Below are 18,778 nucleotides of genomic sequence, written 5' to 3'. Positions count from 1 at the left end.
CCGGGCGGCGATGACGGTAGCGAAGCCCCGTCATCGTCGACCGAAGGGGATGCCCCATGCCGGCCAACCGACCACGCCCGCCCCGGCGGCCGCACGCGCGAGCGGCGGCCGCCCTGGCCGCCGGGCTCGCGCTCGCCGCCCTCACCCCCCAGGCCGCCGAGGGCGGCCCGCCGTCCGCGCGGGCCGCGGACAGCGGCCGCCAGGAGGACAGCGGCCGCCAGGAGGACAGCGGCCGCCAGGAGGACAGCGGCCGCAAGGAGGACGGCGGCAGCGAGAAGGACGGCAGCGGCGCCGCCGTCCGCGTCAACCAGATCGGCTATCTCACCGGGGCCGCCAAGGTGGCCGCCGTCGTCAGCGCGGCCCCGAAGCCGGTCGGCTGGCGGCTGCGGGTCCACGGCTCCGGCGCCGTCGCGGCATCGGGCCGCACCCGGGTGTACGGCCACGACCGGGCCTCCGGCGACCATGTCCACCACGCCGACTTCTCCCGGCACCGCACCACCGGCCGCTATGTGCTGGAGGCGGACGGCGCGGGCCGCAGCGTCCCGTTCTCCGTGCGGGACCGCGCCCTCTATCCGGCGCTGGCCCGCGACGCGATGGGCTACTTCTACTTCCACCGGATGGGCACCCCCGTCGAGGCCCGCCACCTCCAGCACCCGGCGCACGCCCATGAGGCCCTGCACCCCGGTGACGCGTCCGTCCCCTGTTACCGCCGGTGGTGCGGCAAGCAGCGGCTGGACGTCCGCGGCGCCTGGGCGGACGCCGGCGACTTCGGCGTCTACCCGGTCAACCACGCCCTCGCCGCCTGGACCCTGCTCAACCTCCACGAACGCGATCCCCGGGCCCTCCCCGACGGATCCCTCGCGATCCCCGAACGCTCCAACGGCCGCCCCGACATCCTCGACGAGACCGCCTTCGGCTCCCGCTTCGTCCCCGGCATGCTGCCCCGCGAGGGCCTCGCCTCGCACAAGGTCCACAACCACGCGTGGAGCGGCTTCCCGCCCGAGTCGGTGGCCGCCGAGAACGCCATGAAGCGCTCCGCCATGCCGCCCTCCACCAACGCCACCTACGCCGTCGCCCGCACCACAGCCCACCTCTCCCGCGTCCTCGCCCCCCACGACCCGCGGCGCGCCGCCGCCCTCTGGCGCACCGCCGAGGACGCCTGGTCCCGCGCCGAGGCCCGCCCCGACACCGACTACACCGGTGCCGTCAAGGACGCCGAGGGCGGCGGCGACTACGAGGACCGCGGCAACAGCGACGACCGCTACGCCGCCGCGGCCGAGCTCTACCTCACCGGCCACCGCCGCGCCGACCCCTCAACCGCCGCCTACCGCAGGGCAGTCACCGGCTCCCGCCACTACCGGGAGATCACCCGCCGCTTCTCCTGGGCGCGGACCGCGACCACCGGCACCCTCTCCCTGCTGGCCGCCCGCAACGACCTGCCCGCCGCCGACCGGGACCGGATGACGCGGCGCCTGCGCGCCGAGGCCGACCGGATCCTGGCCGTTCTCGGCAAGGAGGGCTACCCCGTCCCGCTCGCCGGGGACCGGAGGTACCCGTGGGGCTCCAACTCCGCCGTCGTCAACCGCGTCCTGCTGCTCGGCACCGCCCACGACCTGACCGGCGACCGGCGCTATCTGCGCGGTGCGCACCGCGCCATGGACTACCTCATGGGGACCAACGCCCTGCGCCTCTCCTACATCACGGGGTACGGCGAGCACAGCGAGACCGACCTCCACGACCGCTGGGCCTGGGGCCGCTTCCCGCGCGCCCCGTTCCCCCGGGGCTGGCTGGCCGGCGGGCCCAACAACACCCTCGTCAACGACAAGGCCACCCCCAAGGGCCGCCCGGCCGCCAAGTCCTACGCGGGCCCCCGCACGGCGCCCGGGGCCTGGAGCTCCAAGGAGAACGCCGTCAACTGGAACGCGCCCCTGGTCTGGGCCGCCGCCTTCCTCGACCGCACCTCCGGAGAACTCACCGGTACGGGGCGGCGGGACTGAGCCCGCCCGGCCCGCCCGCCCGGCCTCAGGCGCCCATCCGGATCAGGTCGTCCGCCGCGTCGTTCACGGGCTGCGGTGTGCCGGTGAGATCCATGACGAACAGCGGCACCAGTAACTCGTCGGCGCGGGTCCGGGCGTCGTGGGCGTAACCGGCCAGGGAGAAGAACACCCCGACCGCCGAGGCGTTGAGCCCGTTGAGCCAGAGGCACTCGACCTCGCGCAGTGCGGACGGCCGGGTGGTCGGGTCGACCTGGGCGACGACCCCGGTGCCGCGCAGGTCCACACCGGTGCCGGGGCGGTCGTCGCAGGCGAGGACGTCACGGAAGCCCAGCCAGCGCAGGTACTTCGCGGCGGCGTTGACCGCGTCCCGGCCGGTGCGGATCGTCACCGGCCGGAACGCGGGCCGCGGCACCGCCGAGGTCGGTGCGGGCTGCCGGGGCGGCTCCGCGGGAGAATCCGGGACGGCCGGGGAGGCACTGGTCAGCGGCGCGACGGGCAGCCGCAGCAACAGCCCGCACGGGCAGCCCAGTTCGGGACGCGGCCACTGGCTGCGCCGCCCGCAGGCATCGCAGCGCACGGTGACCCAGGTGTCCTCCCAGGTGTGGTGTTCGACCCGGACGGGAGATCCGCCGCGCAGGATGCGCGGGGTCAGCGGGGAACCGCAGGCGCAGGGGTAGGTGTTCGGGGTGTACGAGTGCTCGCGGCGGCACGAGGGGCAGCGCACCGGCACGCTCTCCGCCATGTTCGGGCTCCAGCAGGGGCGTAGGGATATCGGCCCCCATGGTCCCCGACGACCGGCCGCCGCGGGAGGAAAACGGAAGAGGTCCGTACATCCGGATAACGCGGGCGGGCCCGGGGGCGGTGCCACGGGGTTCCCCCAGGCGGCCGGGGCCCGTGTCCGGCGACGCGCCCGTCAGCGCCCCGTCCTCGCCGCCCCCTCCGTCACCGGCCGCGTCCCCGTCGTCTTCGCCAAGGGCACCGCGCGGCGGTTCCTGGCCGCCGGTACGACCAGCGGTGTGCCGGTCTCGGGATCGTCGATGACCCGGCAGGGGAGACCGAACACGTCCTCGACCAGCTCCGCCGTGACGATCTCCGCGGGTGGCCCGGAGGCGACGATGCGGCCCTCGCGCATGGCGATGAGGTGGGTGGCGTACCGGGCCGCGTGGTTGAGGTCGTGGAGGACGGCGACCAGGGTGCGGCCCTCCTCCTCGTGGAGGCGGGCGCACAGGTCCAGGATCTCGATCTGGTGGGCGAGGTCCAGGAAGGTCGTCGGCTCGTCCAGGAGCAGCAGCGGTGTCTGCTGTGCCAGGGCCATGGCGATCCACACGCGCTGCCGCTGCCCGCCGGAGAGTTCGTCCACGGTGCGGTCGGCGAGGTCGGTGATCCCCGTGGCGTCCATCGAGGCGGCGACGACCCGCTCGTCCTCCGACGACCACTGGCGCAGCAGTCCCTGGTGCGGATACCGGCCGCGGGAGACGAGTTCGGAGACGCCGATGCCGTCCGGGGCGATCGAGGACTGCGGCAGCAGCCCGAGGGTGCGGGCCACCTGCTTCGCGGGGGTCGCGGAGATGTCCCGGCCGTCGAGGAGCACGCTGCCCGCCGCCGGCTTGAGCATCCGGGACAGCGCGCGCAGCAGGGTGGACTTGCCGCAGGCGTTGGGGCCGATGACGACGGTGAAGGAGCGGTCGGGGATCGCGACGGTCAGATCCTCGGCGACGGTCCGCCGGTCGTAGGCGAGGGTCAGCCCGCCGCCGCACAGCCGGGTGTCCGGGCCCTCCACCGGGGCGGGCCGCCCGTCCCGCTCGTCCCGCCCCGCTCCCGGCCGTTGCCGCTGTCCCGGCGCCATGTGCTGTGCTCCGTCCTCGCTGTGGTCGTTGCCGCCGCGGGCCCGTGCCCCGGTCTCCGCCTCTGCCCCGGTCGCTGTCCCGGTCCCTGCCGCCTTCTCCGCGTTCACAGCCGCCCCGCCCTCCGCTGCCGGGCGAGCAGCCACACCAGGTAGCCGCCACCGAGCAGACCCGTCACCACACCGACGGGCAACTGCCGTGCGCCGAAGGCGTTCTGCGCGGCCCAGTCGGCGCACACCAGCAGCGCCGCTCCCATGCAGGCCGCCGGGACCAGGTTGGGGCCGGGCGCCTTCGTGAGGCGCTTGGCGAGTTGCGGGGCGGTGAGCGCGACGAAGGCCACCGGGCCCGCGCAGGCGGCGGCGAACGAGGCCAGGGCCACGGCCGACCCCAGGGCCACCAGCCGGACCCGTTCGACCCGGATACCCAGGGCGTGCGCCGCGTCGTCACCCATCTCCGCCATGCGCAGCGCCCGGCCGCAGCCGACGACGGTCACCGGGAGCAGCACCGTCACCGCGATCAGCAGGGGTGTCACCTCGGCCCAGCCGCGCCCGTCCAGGCTGCCCGTCAGCCAGAGGACCGCGCGGGACGCCTCCATCAGCTTCGCCCGGGTGAGCAGATAGCCGTTGACGCCGGTGAGCATGGCCATCACACCGATGCCGATCAGTACGAGCCGCAGGCCGTGCAGCCCCTGCCGCCACGCCAGGGCGAAGATCAGCAGGCCGGTGAGCAGCCCTCCCGCGACGGCACCACCCGCCAGGGCGGCGCTGCTGCCGCCGGTGATGACGACGACGAGCGCGCCGGTCGACGCGCCCTGCGTCAGCCCGAGCAGGTCGGGGCTGCCCAGCGGATTGCGGACGACGGACTGGAACACCGCCCCCGACAGCGCCAGCGCCGCCCCGGCCAGCAGCGCGGCGATCACCCGGGGGAGCCGCAGCTCGTTGACGATGAAGTCCTGGGCGGGGGTGCCCGATCCGGTGACGGTGCGCAGCACCTCGGCCGGGCCGATGGGGAACTCGCCGCTGCCGACGCTCAGGACGCCGACCGCCAGCGCGGTGAACAGGCAGCCGGCCGCCGCGGCGAGCGTCCGGGGGCGGTAGCGGAGGCTGACGGCGGGGAGCGGGCGCAGCGTGCGCAGTGTCCCGCCGGGCGGTGCGCCGGCGCCGCCGAGGCGCCGCGGGCGCCGTACACGGGCCGGGGCGGTCCCGCTCCGGCCGCCAACTCCCCTGCTGGCCGGGGCTTCTCCCGTGCCGGTCCGCTCCGGTGCGGTCTTCTCCGTGGTCACCGGCTTCATGCTCCCGCCACCTTCCGGCGCCGCAGAACGTACAGGAAGAGGGGCCCGCCGAGCACCGCCGTGACGATGCCGACCTGGAGTTCGCCGGGCCGCCCGAGGAGCCGGCCGAGCACGTCGGCGCCCAGCAGCAGCACCGGAGCGAGCACGGCGCAGTAGGGCAGCATCCAGCGCAGGTCCGGGCCCGTCAGCGCCCGCACCAGGTGGGGGACCATGAGCCCGACGAAGACGATCGGCCCCGCGGCGGCGGTGGCCGCCCCGCACAGCAGGGTGACGGCGACGATGGAGGCGACGCGCACCCGGGCGGGCCGGGCGCCGAGCGCGCGTGCCTGGTCGTCGCCGAGCGCCAGGGCGTTGAGCGGCCGGGCCAGCGCCAGCGACACCAGCACCCCGGAGGCGACGAACGGCAGCACCTTCATCACCGTTTCCGTCTGGGCGGAGGCGAGGGAGCCGACGGTCCAGAACCGCATCCGGTCGAGCGACACGGTGTTGAGGATCATCGCGGCGTTGACGTACGAGTAGAGCGCGGCGTTGAGCGCGGCCCCGGCCAGCGCCAGCCGCGCCGGGGTCGCTCCCCGTCCGCCGCCGACCGTGTAGACGAGGGCGGAGACGACGGCGGCGCCCGCCAGCGCGAACCACACATAGCCGGTGAAGGCCGTCACCCCGAGGAAGGTGATGGCGGTGACCACGGCGGCGGAGGCGCCCGCGTTGATGCCCAGCAGCCCGGGGTCGGCCAGCGGGTTGCGGGTGAGGGCCTGCATCACCCCGCCCGCCAGGCCCAGGGCGACGCCGACGAGCAGGCCGAGAAGGGTGCGCGGCAGCCGCATCCCGTGCACCACCTGGTAGGCCGCGGCGTCGCTGTCGAGCAGGCCGTGCCACACCTCGGCCGCCGTGAGCGGCCGGGCGCCGAAGCCGAGGCTGAGCACCGTCAGGGCCAGCAGGAGGACGAGCGCGCCCGCCAACCCCGCGGCCCGCAGGGCCCATCGGGCACCGGCGGGCCGGCCGGCCGGCGGACGGAGCGGCGGCGGAGCCGTGGTGGTGCTCCGCGTCGCCGGGGACGGCTCGGTGACTGACACGTACGGCTCCGGTCGGGCCGGGGGGCGGGAGGAACCCGCACCCTTGGGCGGAAACTTTGGTTAGGTTAACCTAACATCTGCTGATCGGCCGCTGCGATCTCCGCCGGCCTTCTCCGCGTTCCGCCGCCCTGTACGAAAGGCACCACCATGTCCGGGAACCGTCCCGCTTCCCCCTCCCGCCGCGGCCTGCTCGCCGCGACCGGCGCTCTCGGCCTCAGCGTCCTGCTGGCGGCCTGCGGCGGCGACTCCGGCTCGTCCTCCGGCGCCGACGACAGCAAGAGCAAGCCGTGGTCCTTCACCGACGACCGCAAGAAGAAGGTCACCGCGGACAGCACCCCGGAGCGGATCGTCGCCTTCACCGGCACGGCCGCGGCCCTCGCGGACTTCGGCCTGAAGGACAAGATCGTCGGTGTCTTCGGCGAAACCACCCTCAAGGACGGCTCCGCCCACCCGCAGGCCGGTGACCTCGACGTGAAGAAGGTCGAGGTGCTCGGCAACGCCTGGGGCGAGTTCGACATCGAGAAGTACGCGGCCCTCAACCCCGATCTGCTGGTGACGCACCAGTACGACAAGGGCTCGCTCTGGTACGTCCCCGAGGAGAGCGCGGACAAGATCCTCAAGGTCGCGCCCAGCGTCGCCACGCAGGTCGCCGACGTCTCCCTCACCGAGCCCATCGAACGCTACGCCGAACTGGCCGAATCCCTCGGCGCCGACCTGAAGTCGAAGCAGGTCGCCGAGGGCAGGGAGCGGTTCGAGAAGGCCGCCGAGAAGCTGCGGAAGGCCGCGGAGGCCAACGGCGGGCTGAAGGTCATGGCCGCCTCCGGCAGCGCCGACTACTTCTACGTTTCCACCCCCGGCCCCGCCGCGGACCTGAAGTACTTCGAGGAACTGGGCGTCGAGTTCGTCACCCCGAAGGACGTGAAGGAGAGCGGTGGTTACTTCGAGAGCCTGAGCTGGGAGAACGCCGACAAGTACGACGCCGACCTGATCATCCTCGACAACCGCAGCACCGCTCTGCAGGCGAAGGACCTGGAGTCCAAGCCCACCTGGAAGAAGCTGGCCGCGGTCGAGGCCGGCCAGGTCGCCGAGTGGGACCCGGTGCCGCGCTTCTCCTACCAGGGTGCCGCCCCGCTGCTGGAGAACCTCGCGGAGGCCATCGACGAGTCCGAGAAGCTCGACTGACGGCCCGTGGCCGGAGGCGGCGGTGCCGCCGGAGGCGAGGGGCGGAACGCGGACCGGCCGGGGGGTTCGGCCGGTCCGCGTCCGCGTGTGCCCCGCCCCCGTCCTTCCGTGCGCCCCCACCGGGCCCGGCCGAAGTGGCGGGAAACCGCATGTGAGAAAGGCTGGGGCGGGGGTTGAGGGCGAATCAAGTTAGGTTAGGCTAACCTTCGTTCCTGCCCCATCCCCGCCCCCGACGGAGGACGTGCACGTGAGTCTTCAGGGACCCCTCCCCACCGCCCTGACCGGCGTGGCCCCACCCGCCGCCGACCCCGACCCCCGCTCCCACCTGCTGGGGAACGAAACGGCCGACGACTACCGGCGCCTGGTCACCGACGGCGTGACGCGAGTCGCCGCCGCGGTGGCCCGGACGGCCCGCCCTTCACCGGCGTCTCCCCGGACGAACTCGCCCCCCGCGTGGGCGCGATCGACCTCGACCGGCCCCTGGGCGACCCGGCCGCCGCCCTCGCCGAACTGGAGGAGGTGTACCTGCGCGACGCGGTCTACTTCCACCACCCCCGCTACCTCGCCCACCTCAACTGCCCGGTGGTGCTCCCCGCCCTCCTCGGCGAAGCCGTCCTGTCCGCCGTCAACTCCTCCCTCGACACCTGGGACCAGAGCGCCGGCGGCACCCTGATGGAACGTCACGTCATCGACTGGACCACCGGCCGCATCGGCCTCGGCCGCGCCGCCGACGGCATCTTCACCAGCGGCGGCACCCAGTCCAACCTCCAGGCGCTGCTGCTGGCCCGCGAGGAGACGTGCCGCATGCTGCGGAAGAACCTCCCCGCCCCGGCACCGCTCGCCGCGCTGCTGCCGCACCTGCGCATCCTCACCTCCGAGGACAGCCACTTCTCCGTCCAGAAGAGCGCCAAACTCCTCGGGCTGGCACCCGAATCCGTCATCCCCGTCCCCTCCGACGGCAACCGGCGGATGCGCACCGACCTCCTCGCCGCCGAGATCGACCGCTGCTCCGCGGCTGACCTCACCGTGATGGCCGTGGTCGCCACCGCCGGAACCACCGACTTCGGCTCCATCGACCCCCTCCCCGCCATCGCCGGACTCTGCGAACGCGCCGGCATCTGGCTGCACGTGGACGCCGCCTACGGCTGCGGACTGCTGGCCTCCCCGACCCGCCGCCACCTGCTCGACGGCATCGAACGCGCCTCGTCCGTCACCGTCGACTACCACAAGTCCTTCTTCCAGCCGGTCAGTTCGAGTGCCCTCCTGGTCCGCGACGGCGCCACGCTGCGCCACGCCACCTACTACGCGGACTACCTCAACCCGGCCCGCAGCGCGGAGCGGCGCATCCCCAACCAGGTCGACAAGAGCCTGCAGACCACCCGGCGGTTCGACGCTCTCAAAATGTGGCTGACGCTGCGCATCATGGGCGCCGACGCCGTGGGACGCCTCTTCGACCAGGTCGTCGATCTCGCCGCCGACGCCTGGCGGCTGCTGGACGCGGACCCGCGCTTCGAGGTCGTCACCGAACCCTCCCTGTCCACCCTGGTCTTCCGGTACGTACCGGCCGGCGGCGAGCACACCGATGCCGACCGGCGCCACACCGACCTGGCCAATCTGCACGCCCGGGAGGCCCTGGCGGCCTCGGGGGAGGCGCTGGTCGCCGGAACGGTCGTCGACGGGCGGCACCACCTGAAATTCACCCTGCTCAACCCGCGCACCACGCTCGACGACATCCGCGCCGTGCTGGACCTCGTCGCCGCCCACGCCGACGACCACGCCGCCGCCCCCGAACCGGCGGCGGCCACCGGGTCCGCGGGTTCGCCGGTCCGCTGACCGTCACCGTCCCGGCCCCGGCCAACAGCCCTCCGCCAGTAGCCAGTCCTCACCCTCCACGGAGACCGACGTGCCCGACACCACCACGACGCCCGGATCGCCCACCGGCCCGGCCCGCCCGCCCCGCACGACGTCATCGGCATCGGCCTCGGCCCGTTCAACCTCGGCCTGGCCTGCCTCACCGAGCCCCTCGACGACCTCGACGGCCTCTTCCTGGAGAGCCGCCCCGAATTCTCCTGGCACCCGGGCATGATGCTGGCCGGCACGCACCTGCAGACCCCGTTCATGGCCGACCTCGTGACCCTGGCCGACCCTGCCTCGCCCTACTCCTTCCTCTGCTACCTCAAGGAGACCGGGCGGCTCTACCCGTTCTACATCCGGGAGAACTTCTACCCGCTGCGCTCGGAGTACGACGCCTACTGCCGCTGGGCCGCCGCCCGCCTCACCTCCCTCCGCTTCGGACACGAGGTCACCTCGGTGACGTACGACGAGACCGACGGCCTCTACACCGTCCACGCCGTCCGCGCCGCCACCGGCGAACGCACCGAGCACCGGGCCCGCCACCTCGTCCTCGGCACCGGCACCTCGCCGTACATCCCCGAGGTGTGCCGCGACCTGGGCGGCGACGTCCTCCACAACTCCCGCTACCTGGAGGAGAAGGAGGCACTCCAGGCCAAGCGGAGCATCACCATCGTCGGCAGCGGGCAGAGCGCCGCCGAGATCTACCACGAGCTGCTCTCCGAGATCGGCACCCACGGTTACCGGCTCGACTGGATCACCCGCTCCCCGCGCTTCTTCCCGCTCGAATACACCAAGCTCACCCTGGAGATGACCTCCCCCGAGTACGTGGACTACTTCCACGCCCTCCCCGAGGACACCCGCCACCGGCTGGCGGAGGAGCAGAAGCCGCTCTACAAGGGCATCAACTCCGAACTCATCAACACGATCTACGACCTGCTCTACGAGAAGAGCGCCGCCGGCCCCGTCCCGACCCGGCTCATCAGCAACACGGCACTCACCGAAGCCTCGTACGACGAGTACACCGGCACCTACACCCTCGGCCTCCACCAGCGGGAACAGGACCGGACGTTCTCGCTCACCACGGAGGGCCTGATCCTCGCCACCGGCTACAGCTACCGGATCCCCGCCTTCCTCGACGGCATCCGCGACCGGCTGCGCTTCGACAGCCGCGGGCGCCTCGACCCGGCCCGCGACTACAGCGTCGACCTCGCCGGCCGCGGGGTGTTCCTGCAGAACGGGGCCGTCCACGCGCACAGCGTCACCTCGCCGGACCTCGGCATGGGCCCGTACCGCAACGCCCACATCATCCGGGACATCCTCGGCCGCGAGGCCTACCCGGTCGAGAAGTCCTTCACCTTCCAGGACTTCGCCGCACCCGAGGGGAGCCCGGCATGAGCGTCGCCCCGGACCACGGCCCCGGCGCCGGACAGGCGGATCTCGCCGGTCCCGGCGGCCCCGGCTCCCGCACGCCCCTGTTCCGCCGTGCGGACCCCCGGCTCGGCGAGTTCGCCGTCGTCCCCCTCGACCCGCACGCCGACGCGGCCCTGCTGCACCGCTGGGTGACCGATCCCAAGGCCGCCTTCTGGCTGATGCAGGACGCGGACGAGAAGGACGTGGCCGAGGAGTACGAGCGGATCGCCGCGCACCCGCACCACGACGCCTTCCTCGGCCTCCACCGCGGCCGGCCCGCCTTCCTCGTCGAACGCTACGACCCCGCGCACGTCGAACTCGCCGGGCTCTACGACCCGCTGCCCGGCGACGTCGGCATGCACTTCCTCACCGCCCCCGGCGACACCCCCCTGCACGGCTTCACCCGTGCCGTGATCACCACCGTCATGGCGATGCTCTTCGACGATCCGGAGGCCCGGCGGGTCGTCGTCGAGCCCGACGTCCGCAACACCGCCGTCCACGCCCTGAACGAGGCCGTCGGGTTCGAACCCGTCGCCACCATCGCCAAACCGGAGAAGGACGCCCTGCTGAGCGTCTGCACCCGCGACCGTTTCGCAGCAGCCGTACGAGGAGCAGCGACATGAGCACCACCGCCCCCCACGGGGCCGCAGCCGCCGACGCCGCCCCCACGGCGCGGCCCGCTCCGGCCCGCCCGCACACAACGGCTCCCCACGAGGCCGTCGCCCACCTCACCCCCGGCCACTGGGACACCGCCGTCCGGCTGCTGATCCGCAAGGCGCTCGCCGAGTTCTCCCACGAGCGGCTGCTCGCCCCCGAGCCGCTGTCCGGCGGCCGCTACCGCGTCACCAGTGACGACGGCACCGTCGAATACCGCTTCGCCGCCCGGCGGATGCGGCTCGACCACTGGCACGTCGACGCAGCGAGCATCACCCGCCACCGCGTCGGCGGCACCGGCACCGATGAGGTGCGGGGCACGGCTGAGGCGCGGGGCGCGGCTGAGGCGCACGGCAACGACGCGGCCCGGGCAACCGCCGAGGCGCAGGGCACCGAACTCCCGCTCGACGGCCTCGCCTTCTTCACCGAGCTGCGCACCACCCTGGGCATCGCCGACGACATCCTCCCCGTCTACCTGGAGGAGATCGGCTCCACCCTCTCCGGCACCGCCTACAAACTCAGCAAGCCTCCCGTCAGCGCAGCCGAACTGGCCGCCGCCGACTTCCAGGCCATCGAGACCGGCATGACCGAGGGCCACCCCTGCTTCGTCGCCAACAACGGCCGCCTCGGCTTCGGCATCCACGACTACCACGCCCACGCGCCCGAGACCGGCGCGCCCGTCCGGCTGCTGTGGCTGGCCGCCCACCGCGACCACACCACCTTCACCTGCTCCGCCGACACCGACTACGACACCCTGCTCCGCGCCGAACTCGGCGACGCCGTCCTCGGCCGCTTCACCGCCACACTCACCGGCCTCGGCCTCGACCCCGGCGACTACCTCCTCATACCCGTCCACCCCTGGCAGTGGTGGAACAAGCTCTCCGTCACCTTCGCCGCCGAGATCGCCCAGCGGCGCCTGGTCTGCCTCGGCCCCGGCGACGACGACTACCTCGCCCAGCAGTCCATCCGCACCTTCTTCAACACCAGCGACCCGGCGAAGCACTACGTCAAGACGGCCCTCTCCGTGCTCAACATGGGCTTCATGCGCGGCCTCTCCGCCGCCTATATGGAGGCCACCCCCGCCATCAACGACTGGCTCGCCGACCTCGTCGCCCGCGACCCCGTCCTCCGCCGGACCGGCCTCACCGTCATCCGCGAGCGCGCCGCCATCGGCTACCGCCACCGCGGCTACGAGGCCGCCACCGACAAGCACTCCCCGTACCGCAAAATGCTCGCCGCCCTCTGGCGCGAGAGCCCCGTCCCCGGCCTGCGACCCGGACAGCGGCTCGCCACCATGGCCGCCCTCCTCCACACCGACCGCGACCGCCGCTCCCTCACCGCCGCCCTCATCGAACGCTCCGGCCTGACCGCCGAGGACTGGCTGCGCCGCTACCTCGACGCCTACCTCACGCCGCTGCTGCACAGCTTCTACGCCCACGACCTGGCCTACATGCCGCACGGCGAGAACGTCATCCTCGTCCTGGAGGACGACGCCGTGGCCCGGGTGGTCTTCAAGGACATCGCCGAGGAGATCGTCGTCATGAACGACGGCGCCGAGCTGCCGCCCGAGGTCGAACGCGTCCGGGCCGAGGTGCCCGAGGACATGAAACTGCTCTCCATCCTCACCGACGTCTTCGACTGCTTCCTGCGCCACCTGGCGGCCGTGCTGGCGGCGGAGGAGGTCGTCGACGAGGACGCCTTCTGGCGCACGGTCGCCGGGACCGTCACGGCCTACCAGGAGTCGGTGCCCGAACTCGCCGACCGCTTCGCGCGGTACGACATCTTCGCCGGCGAATTCGCCCTGTCCTGCCTCAACCGGCTCCAGCTGCGCAACAACCGGCAGATGGTCGACCTCCAGGACCCCTCCGGCGCCCTCCAGCTCGTCGGCACCCTGGAGAACCCGATCGCGGCCCACGCCCCGGCGGCAGCGGCCCCGGGAGCGACCGCCTCGGCTCCGGCGGCGGCCCCCGGTGCGGACGGGACCCCCGGCGCGGCGGCGGCAGACTGCGTGCCGGCCCCCGCGCCGGCCTCCGCGCCGGCCCCTGCACCGTCGAGGACCTGACCGCCCATGCAGCCGGAGACGAAACCGCAGAGGCGGCCGGAGCCGGGAACGCGGCCCCGCCCGGCCGCCGGACGCCCCGCCCCTGAAGCCGGCACGGACCACCCGGACCACCCGGATCACCCCGGCCACCCCGCCCGGTGGCTGATCCTCGCCGTCGTCTGCCTCGCCGAACTGGTCGTCGTCCTCGACAACACCGTGCTCAACGTGGCGATCCCGTCCCTCACGGCGGAACTCGGCGCCTCCACCGCCGACATCCAGTGGGTGATCAACGCCTACGCGCTGGTCCAGGCCGGGCTGCTGCTCACCGCCGGCAGCACCGCCGACCGCTACGGCCGCAAACGGATGCTGCTCACCGGGCTCGTCCTGTTCGGCATCGGCTCCCTCGCCGCCGGACTCGCCGGTTCCGCCGGCCAGTTGATCGCCGCGCGGGCCGGCATGGGCGTGGGCGCCGCCCTGCTGCTCACCACCACCCTCGCCGTCGTCCTGCAGATCTTCGGCGCGGCGGAACGCCCCAAGGCCATCGGCATCTGGGCCGCCGTCAGCGCGCTCGGCTTCGCCGTCGGGCCCGTCGTCGGCGGCCTGGTGCTCAGCCACTACTGGTGGGGTGCGATCTTCCTGGTCAGCATCCCCGTGGTGCTGTTCGCCCTGGCCGCCGCGGCGGTCCTCGTCCCGGAGACCCGCGACCCGGCCGCCGGCCGCCCCGACCTGCCGGGCGCCGCCCTCTCCGTCGTCGGCATGACGGCCCTGGTGTACGCGGTGATCACCGGGCCGGAGCACGGCTGGACCTCCGGGTCCGTGCTCCTCCCCGCGCTGTTCGGCGTCGCCGGGCTGGGCCTCTTCGCCGCGTGGGAACGCCGGGCCCCGCACCCCATGCTGGACCCCCGGCTGTTCCGCGACCGCCGCTTCTCCGGCGCCGTGACGGGCGTCGTCCTCATCACCTTCGGCAGCGGGGGAGCGCTCTATCTGCTCACCCAGCAACTCCAGTTCATCCGCGGCGGCACCCCGCTGGAGGCCGGACTGGCCATCGCGCCCTTCGCGCTGACCGTGGTGGCGCTGAACTTCACCGGTGTCTCGGCCCGGCTGATCCGCGGCTGCGGGCCGCCGACCGTGATCACCTGCGGGATGGCCGTGCTGGCGGCCGGGTTCGCGGTGGTGGCGCTGGTGGGCGACGGGCACTACGGCGGGCTGCTGTCCGGCCTGCTGCTGATGGGCGTCGGCTGCGCCTTCGCCAACCCGGCCATCGCCGAGGCCGTCATGGGCTCCATCCCGAAGGAGAAGGCCGGCGCGGGCGCCGGGGTCAACAGCACCCTCGCCGAACTGGGCGCGGGGCTCGGCGTCGCCGTCCTCGGCGCCGTCCTCGCCTCCCGGTTCAGCGGGCTGCTGCCCGCCTCGGCAGCCGGCGCCGACTCGCTTCCCGAGGCCCTGGGCCGCGCCGCCGGCGAAGCGGAGCGAGCCCGGATCACCTCGGCCTTCGCGGCCGGTCTGGAGACGGGTCAGCTGGTGGGCGCCGTGGCCGTACTCGCCGGGGGCTGCGCGGCGGGATACCTGCTGCGGCGCGCGGGCGGGGATGCGGACGGGGACCCCGGCGCGGGGACGGCCGTGGGCGCGGGGGCTGCCGTAAGCGCGGGAGCTGCCGCGGGCTCCGGCCCGGACCCGGGCGCACCGGCCGCGTCCGCCGCACCCGGCCGCCCCGAGGGCGGCCCCGGCAGAGGAGACCGGAGATGATGCTCTACCGCGACGCCTGGGGGGTCCCGCATCTCCGCGCGGACAGTGCGAACGAACTCGCCTTCGCCCAGGGGCACAACGCCGCCCTGGACCGGGCCTGGCAGATCGAGGTGGAACGGCACCGGTTCCGGGGCACAACCGCCGCGTTCCTGGGGCCGGAAGCCGTCGGCTGGGACCGGTTCGCCCGGCAGGCCCGGCTGGACGACACCGCCGGACGCTGCCTGCGCACCCTGGACCGGGAGGACCCGGACACCGCGACATGGCTCCGGCACTACGTCGACGGTGTCAACGCGGGTCTGGCCGAAGGAGCCTCCCGCTCCCCGGAGTTCGCGGCCACCGAGCTCACCCCCGGGCACTGGGAGCCGTGGACGCCCCTGGGCATCTGGCTGTCCACCCACATCCTCTTCGCCGGTTTCCCCACCAAGCTGTGGCGCGAGGAGGTGGCCCGGCGCCTCGGCGAGGACTGGACCGGACTGTTCGCCACCGACGGCCCCGGGACCGCGGGCAGCAACGGCTGGCTCGTCCCCGGCGACCGTACCGTCACCGGAGCGGCCGTCCTCGCCGGAGACCCGCACCGCTTCATCGAGGCCCCGGGCGTCTACCAGCAGATCCGGCTGGCCTGCCCGGAGTTCGACGTCATCGGACTGGCCGTCCCGGGCGTTCCGGGCATCGCCCACTTCGGGCACACCGGTCACGTCGCCTGGTCGATCACCAATGCCATGGCGGACTACCAGGACCTGTACGCCGAACGCCTGCGGCGGGGCGGGGGAGAAGAGGGCGCGGACGGTGGTGGTGCGGACGGCACGGACGGCGCGAACGCCTCGGCCCCGGACCATTCCCTCGGTGCGGGGGACCTCTGCGGGGCGGTGGACTTCTCCGGGACCGTGGAGGCGCTGGGCCCGGACGGCTGGCGGCCGGTGACGCGCCACGTCGAGACCATCGAGGTCGCGGGCGCCGATCCGGTGCGGATCGCCGTCCTGGAGACGGAGCGCGGGCCGGTGATCATCCCGCCGGCTCCGTCTCCGGCTCTGGCCACGACTCCGTCTCCGTCTCCGTCTCCGGCCTCGGCTTCGGATCCGGCGACTGACGGAGGAGGGCACGCCCTTGCCGTCAGTCTGCGCTACCCGCCGCGCGTACGCGAAGACCTCGGGTTCACCGTCCTGCCCGCGCTGTTGCGGGCCAAGAGCGTCGCCGACGTCGACCGGGCCCTGGACCGCTGGGTCGAGCCGGTGAACGTCGTCCACGCGGCCGACACCGCCGGCGGAACCCTGCACCGGGTGGCCGGCGCCGTACCGCTGCGCCACCCCGGGAACCGGCTCCGCGTCGCACCGGCCTGGGAGGCCGATCGCGCGTGGCGGGGCTGGCACCACCCGATGCCCCGGGACACCGTGCGGGGCCCCGCGGTCATGGCGAACCAGCGGGGGATCGCAAGCCCGCTCGGTGTGGAGTTCGCACCGCCGCATCGCGCCGAGCGCATCAGGTCCTTGCTGGACCGGCAGGCCCTCTGGTCCGCCGGGGACATGGCGGCGATCCACAGGGACACCCGACTGTCGTCCGCCGAACCGCTGCTGCGGCTCCTCGCGGGTCTCGACCGCGCGGACGGCCACGGAGACGGCCACCACAGGGACGGCCACAGGGACGGCCACAGCAACAGCCGCGGGGACGACCCCGCGGACGGCGGAGACGGCACCGGGCCCACCTCCGCACCGGGCCCCGCACCCGCATCGGCAGCCGCACCCGTATCGTCACTCGCATCGGCACCGGGCGCGTCCGAGCCCACCACCGGCCGCTTGAGCCCCGCGGCCGCGGGGCTGCGAGACCGGCTGCTGCGCTGGGACCGCCACATGGACGCGGACAGCACCGACGCCGCGGCCTTCGCCACCGTACGGGCGCGCGTCGTCCGGCGACTGGCGGAGCACCCCGTGCTGGCGCCGCTGGCCGTGCCTCCGCCTCATCCGGACGTGTTCCAGCCCTGGCTGGCCCTGGTCCCGCGGGTGGCCTTCGCGCTGGAAACCCTGCTGACGTCCGACCGGATCCCCGTCGCGGACCGGATCGAGGCGGTACGACGGGCCGTCGAGGAGACAGCCGGGGAGGAGGCCGGGGCCACCGGCCCGCCACGGCGGTGGGGAGACCTGCACCGCCTGGCCCCGTGGCAGGCACTGCCGGAGCCCGCACCCGGCCGACGCGCGGGAGACTCGGACACGACGGCCGAGCCCGTGCCCGCGGCCCCGGACACGGCGCCCGACATCCGGCCCGCCCTCTCCGGCGACCACGACTGCGTACTGGCCACCTCCAGCGTGCCCGGCCTCACCCACCACAGCGCCAGAGCCTCCGCCGCCCGCTTCGTGTGGGATCTCGCCCGCCGCGAGGACAGCCGGTGGATCGTGCCCCTGGGCGCCTCCGGGATCCCCGGCCACCCGCACCGGAGCGATCAACTGCCGCTCTGGGTGCGCGGCGACCTCGTCCCCGTGGTCACCGACTGGAGCCTGCTCACACCGGAGCCCGCCGGCGGGGGCCCGGCCGGTCCCGATCCGGCTGGCCCTGATCCGGCTGACCCCGATCGGTCCGGTTCCGATCGGTCCGGTCCCGATCGGTCCGGTCCCGATCGGTCCGGTCCCGATCGGTCCGGTCCCGATCCGGCGGGCCCGGACGGCGCTCCCGCGGATCGTCTCGGTGCGGGCGATTCCGCTCGGGTGCCCCCGGGCTCGTACGACACCGGCCCGGTCCTCCTCGGGGTCGAGCCGGCCGACCCGATCCACCGGGCGGATACCGTTCCGCCGGAGGCCCGTCACCCCTGAACCCCACACCGAGCCCTGCCACGTCACCCCACCGAACCACCGAACCACCGAACCACCGAACCACCGAACCACCGAACCACCGCGCAGCCGAGCCAGGAGAGGCATGACCCCCGACGACTTCCGTGACACCGGCGAACCAGCCCGGACCGACGTACCGCGGACCGGTGCCTCCGCCGCCACTCCCGCCGAGTCCGGGGCCGGGGCCGGGGCCGCTGTCGAGCCCGGCACCGGGTCCGGCACCGGTGGCCCTTCCCGTGCCCCGGTGCACGAGAGGCACGTCGACGGCTTCGGGACCGTCCGCGTCGTCCCCGTCGACCCCGCCCGCGACACGGAGCTCCTCCACGACTGGGTCACCCGGGACCGCGCCCGCTTCTGGGGGATGCGCGAGCACTCGCGCGAACAGGTCCGGGAGATCTACGAGTTCCTCGACTCCCTCCCCACTCACCACGCCTACCTGATCCACCGGGACGGCCGCCCGGTGGCGCTCTTCCAGACCTACGAACCCTCCGCCGACCCGGTGGGCGACTGCTACGACGTGCGGCCCGGCGATTTCGGCCTCCATCTCATGATCGGCCCTGCCGACGGCCCCCCCGAGCCCGGCTTCACCGACACCCTCCTCTCCGTCTTCCTCGACCACCTGCTGGCGGAGGATCCGCACCGCAGGCGGATCGTCGCCGAACCCGACGCCCGGAACGCGAAGGCCATCGAGCGTTTGCGGCGCACGGGCTTCGAGCTCGGCCCCGAGATCGAACTGCCGGGGAAGCGGGCGCGGATGCTCTTCCTCGAACGCGATACGCACCTGGCCCGCGCGCGAGCGTCCCGGTCCGGGCCCCGGCCCACGTCGCGGTAGCCGGGCGGTTTCCCCGGCTCGACCGGGCACCGTCGGAA

13 protein-coding genes and 1 pseudogene are annotated in these 18,778 nt (G+C 74.0%); 9 read left to right on the top strand and 5 right to left on the bottom strand.

All coding sequences use genetic code 11. The annotated features are described in order from the left end of the window. Positions 1-56: 56 nt before the first annotated feature. Positions 57-1,997 (top strand): glycoside hydrolase family 9 protein, encoded by a 1,941-nt coding sequence (locus E4N63_RS06725; protein ID WP_230240206.1) that lies wholly within the window; start codon positions 57-59, stop codon positions 1,995-1,997. A gap of 25 nt (positions 1,998-2,022) precedes the next feature. Here the strand turns inward: E4N63_RS06725 and E4N63_RS06720 are convergent, their stop codons facing one another. From E4N63_RS06720 to E4N63_RS06705, 4 genes are all read right to left on the bottom strand, one after another. Then, the gene (locus tag E4N63_RS06720) at positions 2,023-2,739 is read right to left on the bottom strand and encodes a hypothetical protein (RefSeq protein WP_125626776.1); all 717 of its coding nucleotides are present in this window, start codon (positions 2,737-2,739) and stop codon (positions 2,023-2,025) included. Between the two features lie 171 nt (positions 2,740-2,910). Continuing rightward, the gene (locus E4N63_RS06715) at positions 2,911-3,843 is read right to left on the bottom strand and encodes an ABC transporter ATP-binding protein (protein WP_268271237.1); all 933 of its coding nucleotides are present in this window, start codon (positions 3,841-3,843) and stop codon (positions 2,911-2,913) included. A gap of 104 nt (positions 3,844-3,947) precedes the next feature. Beyond that, positions 3,948-5,132, bottom strand: coding sequence for an iron chelate uptake ABC transporter family permease subunit (locus E4N63_RS06710; protein ID WP_230240204.1), 1,185 nt, complete (start codon positions 5,130-5,132; stop codon positions 3,948-3,950). Further along, entirely contained in the window at positions 5,129-6,205 is a 1,077-nt protein-coding gene (locus tag E4N63_RS06705; protein ID WP_125626774.1) for an iron chelate uptake ABC transporter family permease subunit, read from the bottom strand. The genes E4N63_RS06710 and E4N63_RS06705 overlap by 4 nt, the downstream gene beginning before the upstream one ends. Before the next feature lie 147 nt (positions 6,206-6,352). Here E4N63_RS06705 and E4N63_RS06700 point away from each other — a divergent pair, with 147 nt between their 5' ends. Next, positions 6,353-7,387 carry an ABC transporter substrate-binding protein gene (locus tag E4N63_RS06700; protein ID WP_230240203.1) on the top strand — a complete coding sequence of 345 codons (1,035 nt, stop codon included), beginning with the start codon at positions 6,353-6,355 and terminating at the stop codon, positions 7,385-7,387. A 277-nt stretch (positions 7,388-7,664) separates the two neighbouring features. After that, positions 7,665-9,220: pseudogene (locus tag E4N63_RS06695) on the top strand (aspartate aminotransferase family protein). A gap of 3 nt (positions 9,221-9,223) precedes the next feature. Here E4N63_RS06695 and E4N63_RS06690 read toward each other — a convergent pair. Next, entirely contained in the window at positions 9,224-9,463 is a 240-nt protein-coding gene (locus tag E4N63_RS06690) for a hypothetical protein (RefSeq protein WP_230240202.1), read from the bottom strand. Between E4N63_RS06690 and E4N63_RS06685 the strand changes: the two genes are divergently transcribed. The 6 genes from E4N63_RS06685 (at position 9,356) to E4N63_RS06660 (ending at position 18,740) form a co-directional block, all read left to right on the top strand. Beyond that, positions 9,356-10,636: a lysine N(6)-hydroxylase/L-ornithine N(5)-oxygenase family protein gene (locus tag E4N63_RS06685; RefSeq protein WP_230242387.1), complete on the top strand. Its 1,281-nt coding sequence runs from the start codon at positions 9,356-9,358 to the stop codon at positions 10,634-10,636. The genes E4N63_RS06690 and E4N63_RS06685 overlap by 108 nt on opposite strands. Beyond that, positions 10,633-11,274, top strand: coding sequence for a GNAT family N-acetyltransferase (locus E4N63_RS06680; protein WP_230240201.1), 642 nt, complete (start codon positions 10,633-10,635; stop codon positions 11,272-11,274). Before E4N63_RS06685 ends, E4N63_RS06680 begins: the two co-directional genes overlap by 4 nt. Then, positions 11,271-13,367 (top strand): IucA/IucC family siderophore biosynthesis protein, encoded by a 2,097-nt coding sequence (locus E4N63_RS06675; protein ID WP_308188659.1) that lies wholly within the window; start codon positions 11,271-11,273, stop codon positions 13,365-13,367. Before E4N63_RS06680 ends, E4N63_RS06675 begins: the two co-directional genes overlap by 4 nt. Positions 13,368-13,373: 6 nt before the next feature. Further along, complete coding sequence (locus tag E4N63_RS06670; protein ID WP_230240200.1) at positions 13,374-15,092, top strand: DHA2 family efflux MFS transporter permease subunit; 1,719 nt, start codon at positions 13,374-13,376, stop codon at positions 15,090-15,092. Beyond that, positions 15,089-17,890, top strand: a complete 2,802-nt coding sequence (locus E4N63_RS06665; RefSeq protein WP_230240199.1) for a penicillin acylase family protein — start codon at positions 15,089-15,091, stop codon at positions 17,888-17,890. The genes E4N63_RS06670 and E4N63_RS06665 overlap by 4 nt, the downstream gene beginning before the upstream one ends. Before the next feature lie 103 nt (positions 17,891-17,993). After that, complete coding sequence (locus tag E4N63_RS06660) at positions 17,994-18,740, top strand: GNAT family N-acetyltransferase (protein WP_308188658.1); 747 nt, start codon at positions 17,994-17,996, stop codon at positions 18,738-18,740. The last annotated feature ends 38 nt before the right edge of the window (positions 18,741-18,778 follow it).

The organism is Streptomyces sp. MNU89 (assembly GCF_020982505.1).
Classification (GTDB): Bacteria; Actinomycetota; Actinomycetes; order Streptomycetales; family Streptomycetaceae; genus Streptomyces; species Streptomyces xinghaiensis.
Note: the sequence above shows the minus strand (reverse complement) of the source record. Positions and strands in the feature narration are given on the sequence as shown.

What these genes read in the sequence shown, in the direction of transcription:
- E4N63_RS06725 (WP_230240206.1), top strand. Translation starts at nt 57, where the DNA reads ATGCCGGCCAACCGACCACGCCCGCCCCGGCGGCCGCACGCGCGAGCG.
- E4N63_RS06720 (WP_125626776.1), bottom strand. Translation starts at nt 2,739, where the DNA reads ATGGCGGAGAGCGTGCCGGTGCGCTGCCCCTCGTGCCGCCGCGAGCAC.
- E4N63_RS06715 (WP_268271237.1), bottom strand. Translation starts at nt 3,843, where the DNA reads ATGGCGCCGGGACAGCGGCAACGGCCGGGAGCGGGGCGGGACGAGCGG.
- E4N63_RS06710 (WP_230240204.1), bottom strand. Translation starts at nt 5,132, where the DNA reads ATGAAGCCGGTGACCACGGAGAAGACCGCACCGGAGCGGACCGGCACG.
- E4N63_RS06700 (WP_230240203.1), top strand. Translation starts at nt 6,353, where the DNA reads ATGTCCGGGAACCGTCCCGCTTCCCCCTCCCGCCGCGGCCTGCTCGCC.
- E4N63_RS06680 (WP_230240201.1), top strand. Translation starts at nt 10,633, where the DNA reads ATGAGCGTCGCCCCGGACCACGGCCCCGGCGCCGGACAGGCGGATCTC.
- E4N63_RS06675 (WP_308188659.1), top strand. Translation starts at nt 11,271, where the DNA reads ATGAGCACCACCGCCCCCCACGGGGCCGCAGCCGCCGACGCCGCCCCC.
- E4N63_RS06670 (WP_230240200.1), top strand. Translation starts at nt 13,374, where the DNA reads ATGCAGCCGGAGACGAAACCGCAGAGGCGGCCGGAGCCGGGAACGCGG.
- E4N63_RS06665 (WP_230240199.1), top strand. Translation starts at nt 15,089, where the DNA reads ATGATGCTCTACCGCGACGCCTGGGGGGTCCCGCATCTCCGCGCGGAC.
- E4N63_RS06660 (WP_308188658.1), top strand. Translation starts at nt 17,994, where the DNA reads ATGACCCCCGACGACTTCCGTGACACCGGCGAACCAGCCCGGACCGAC.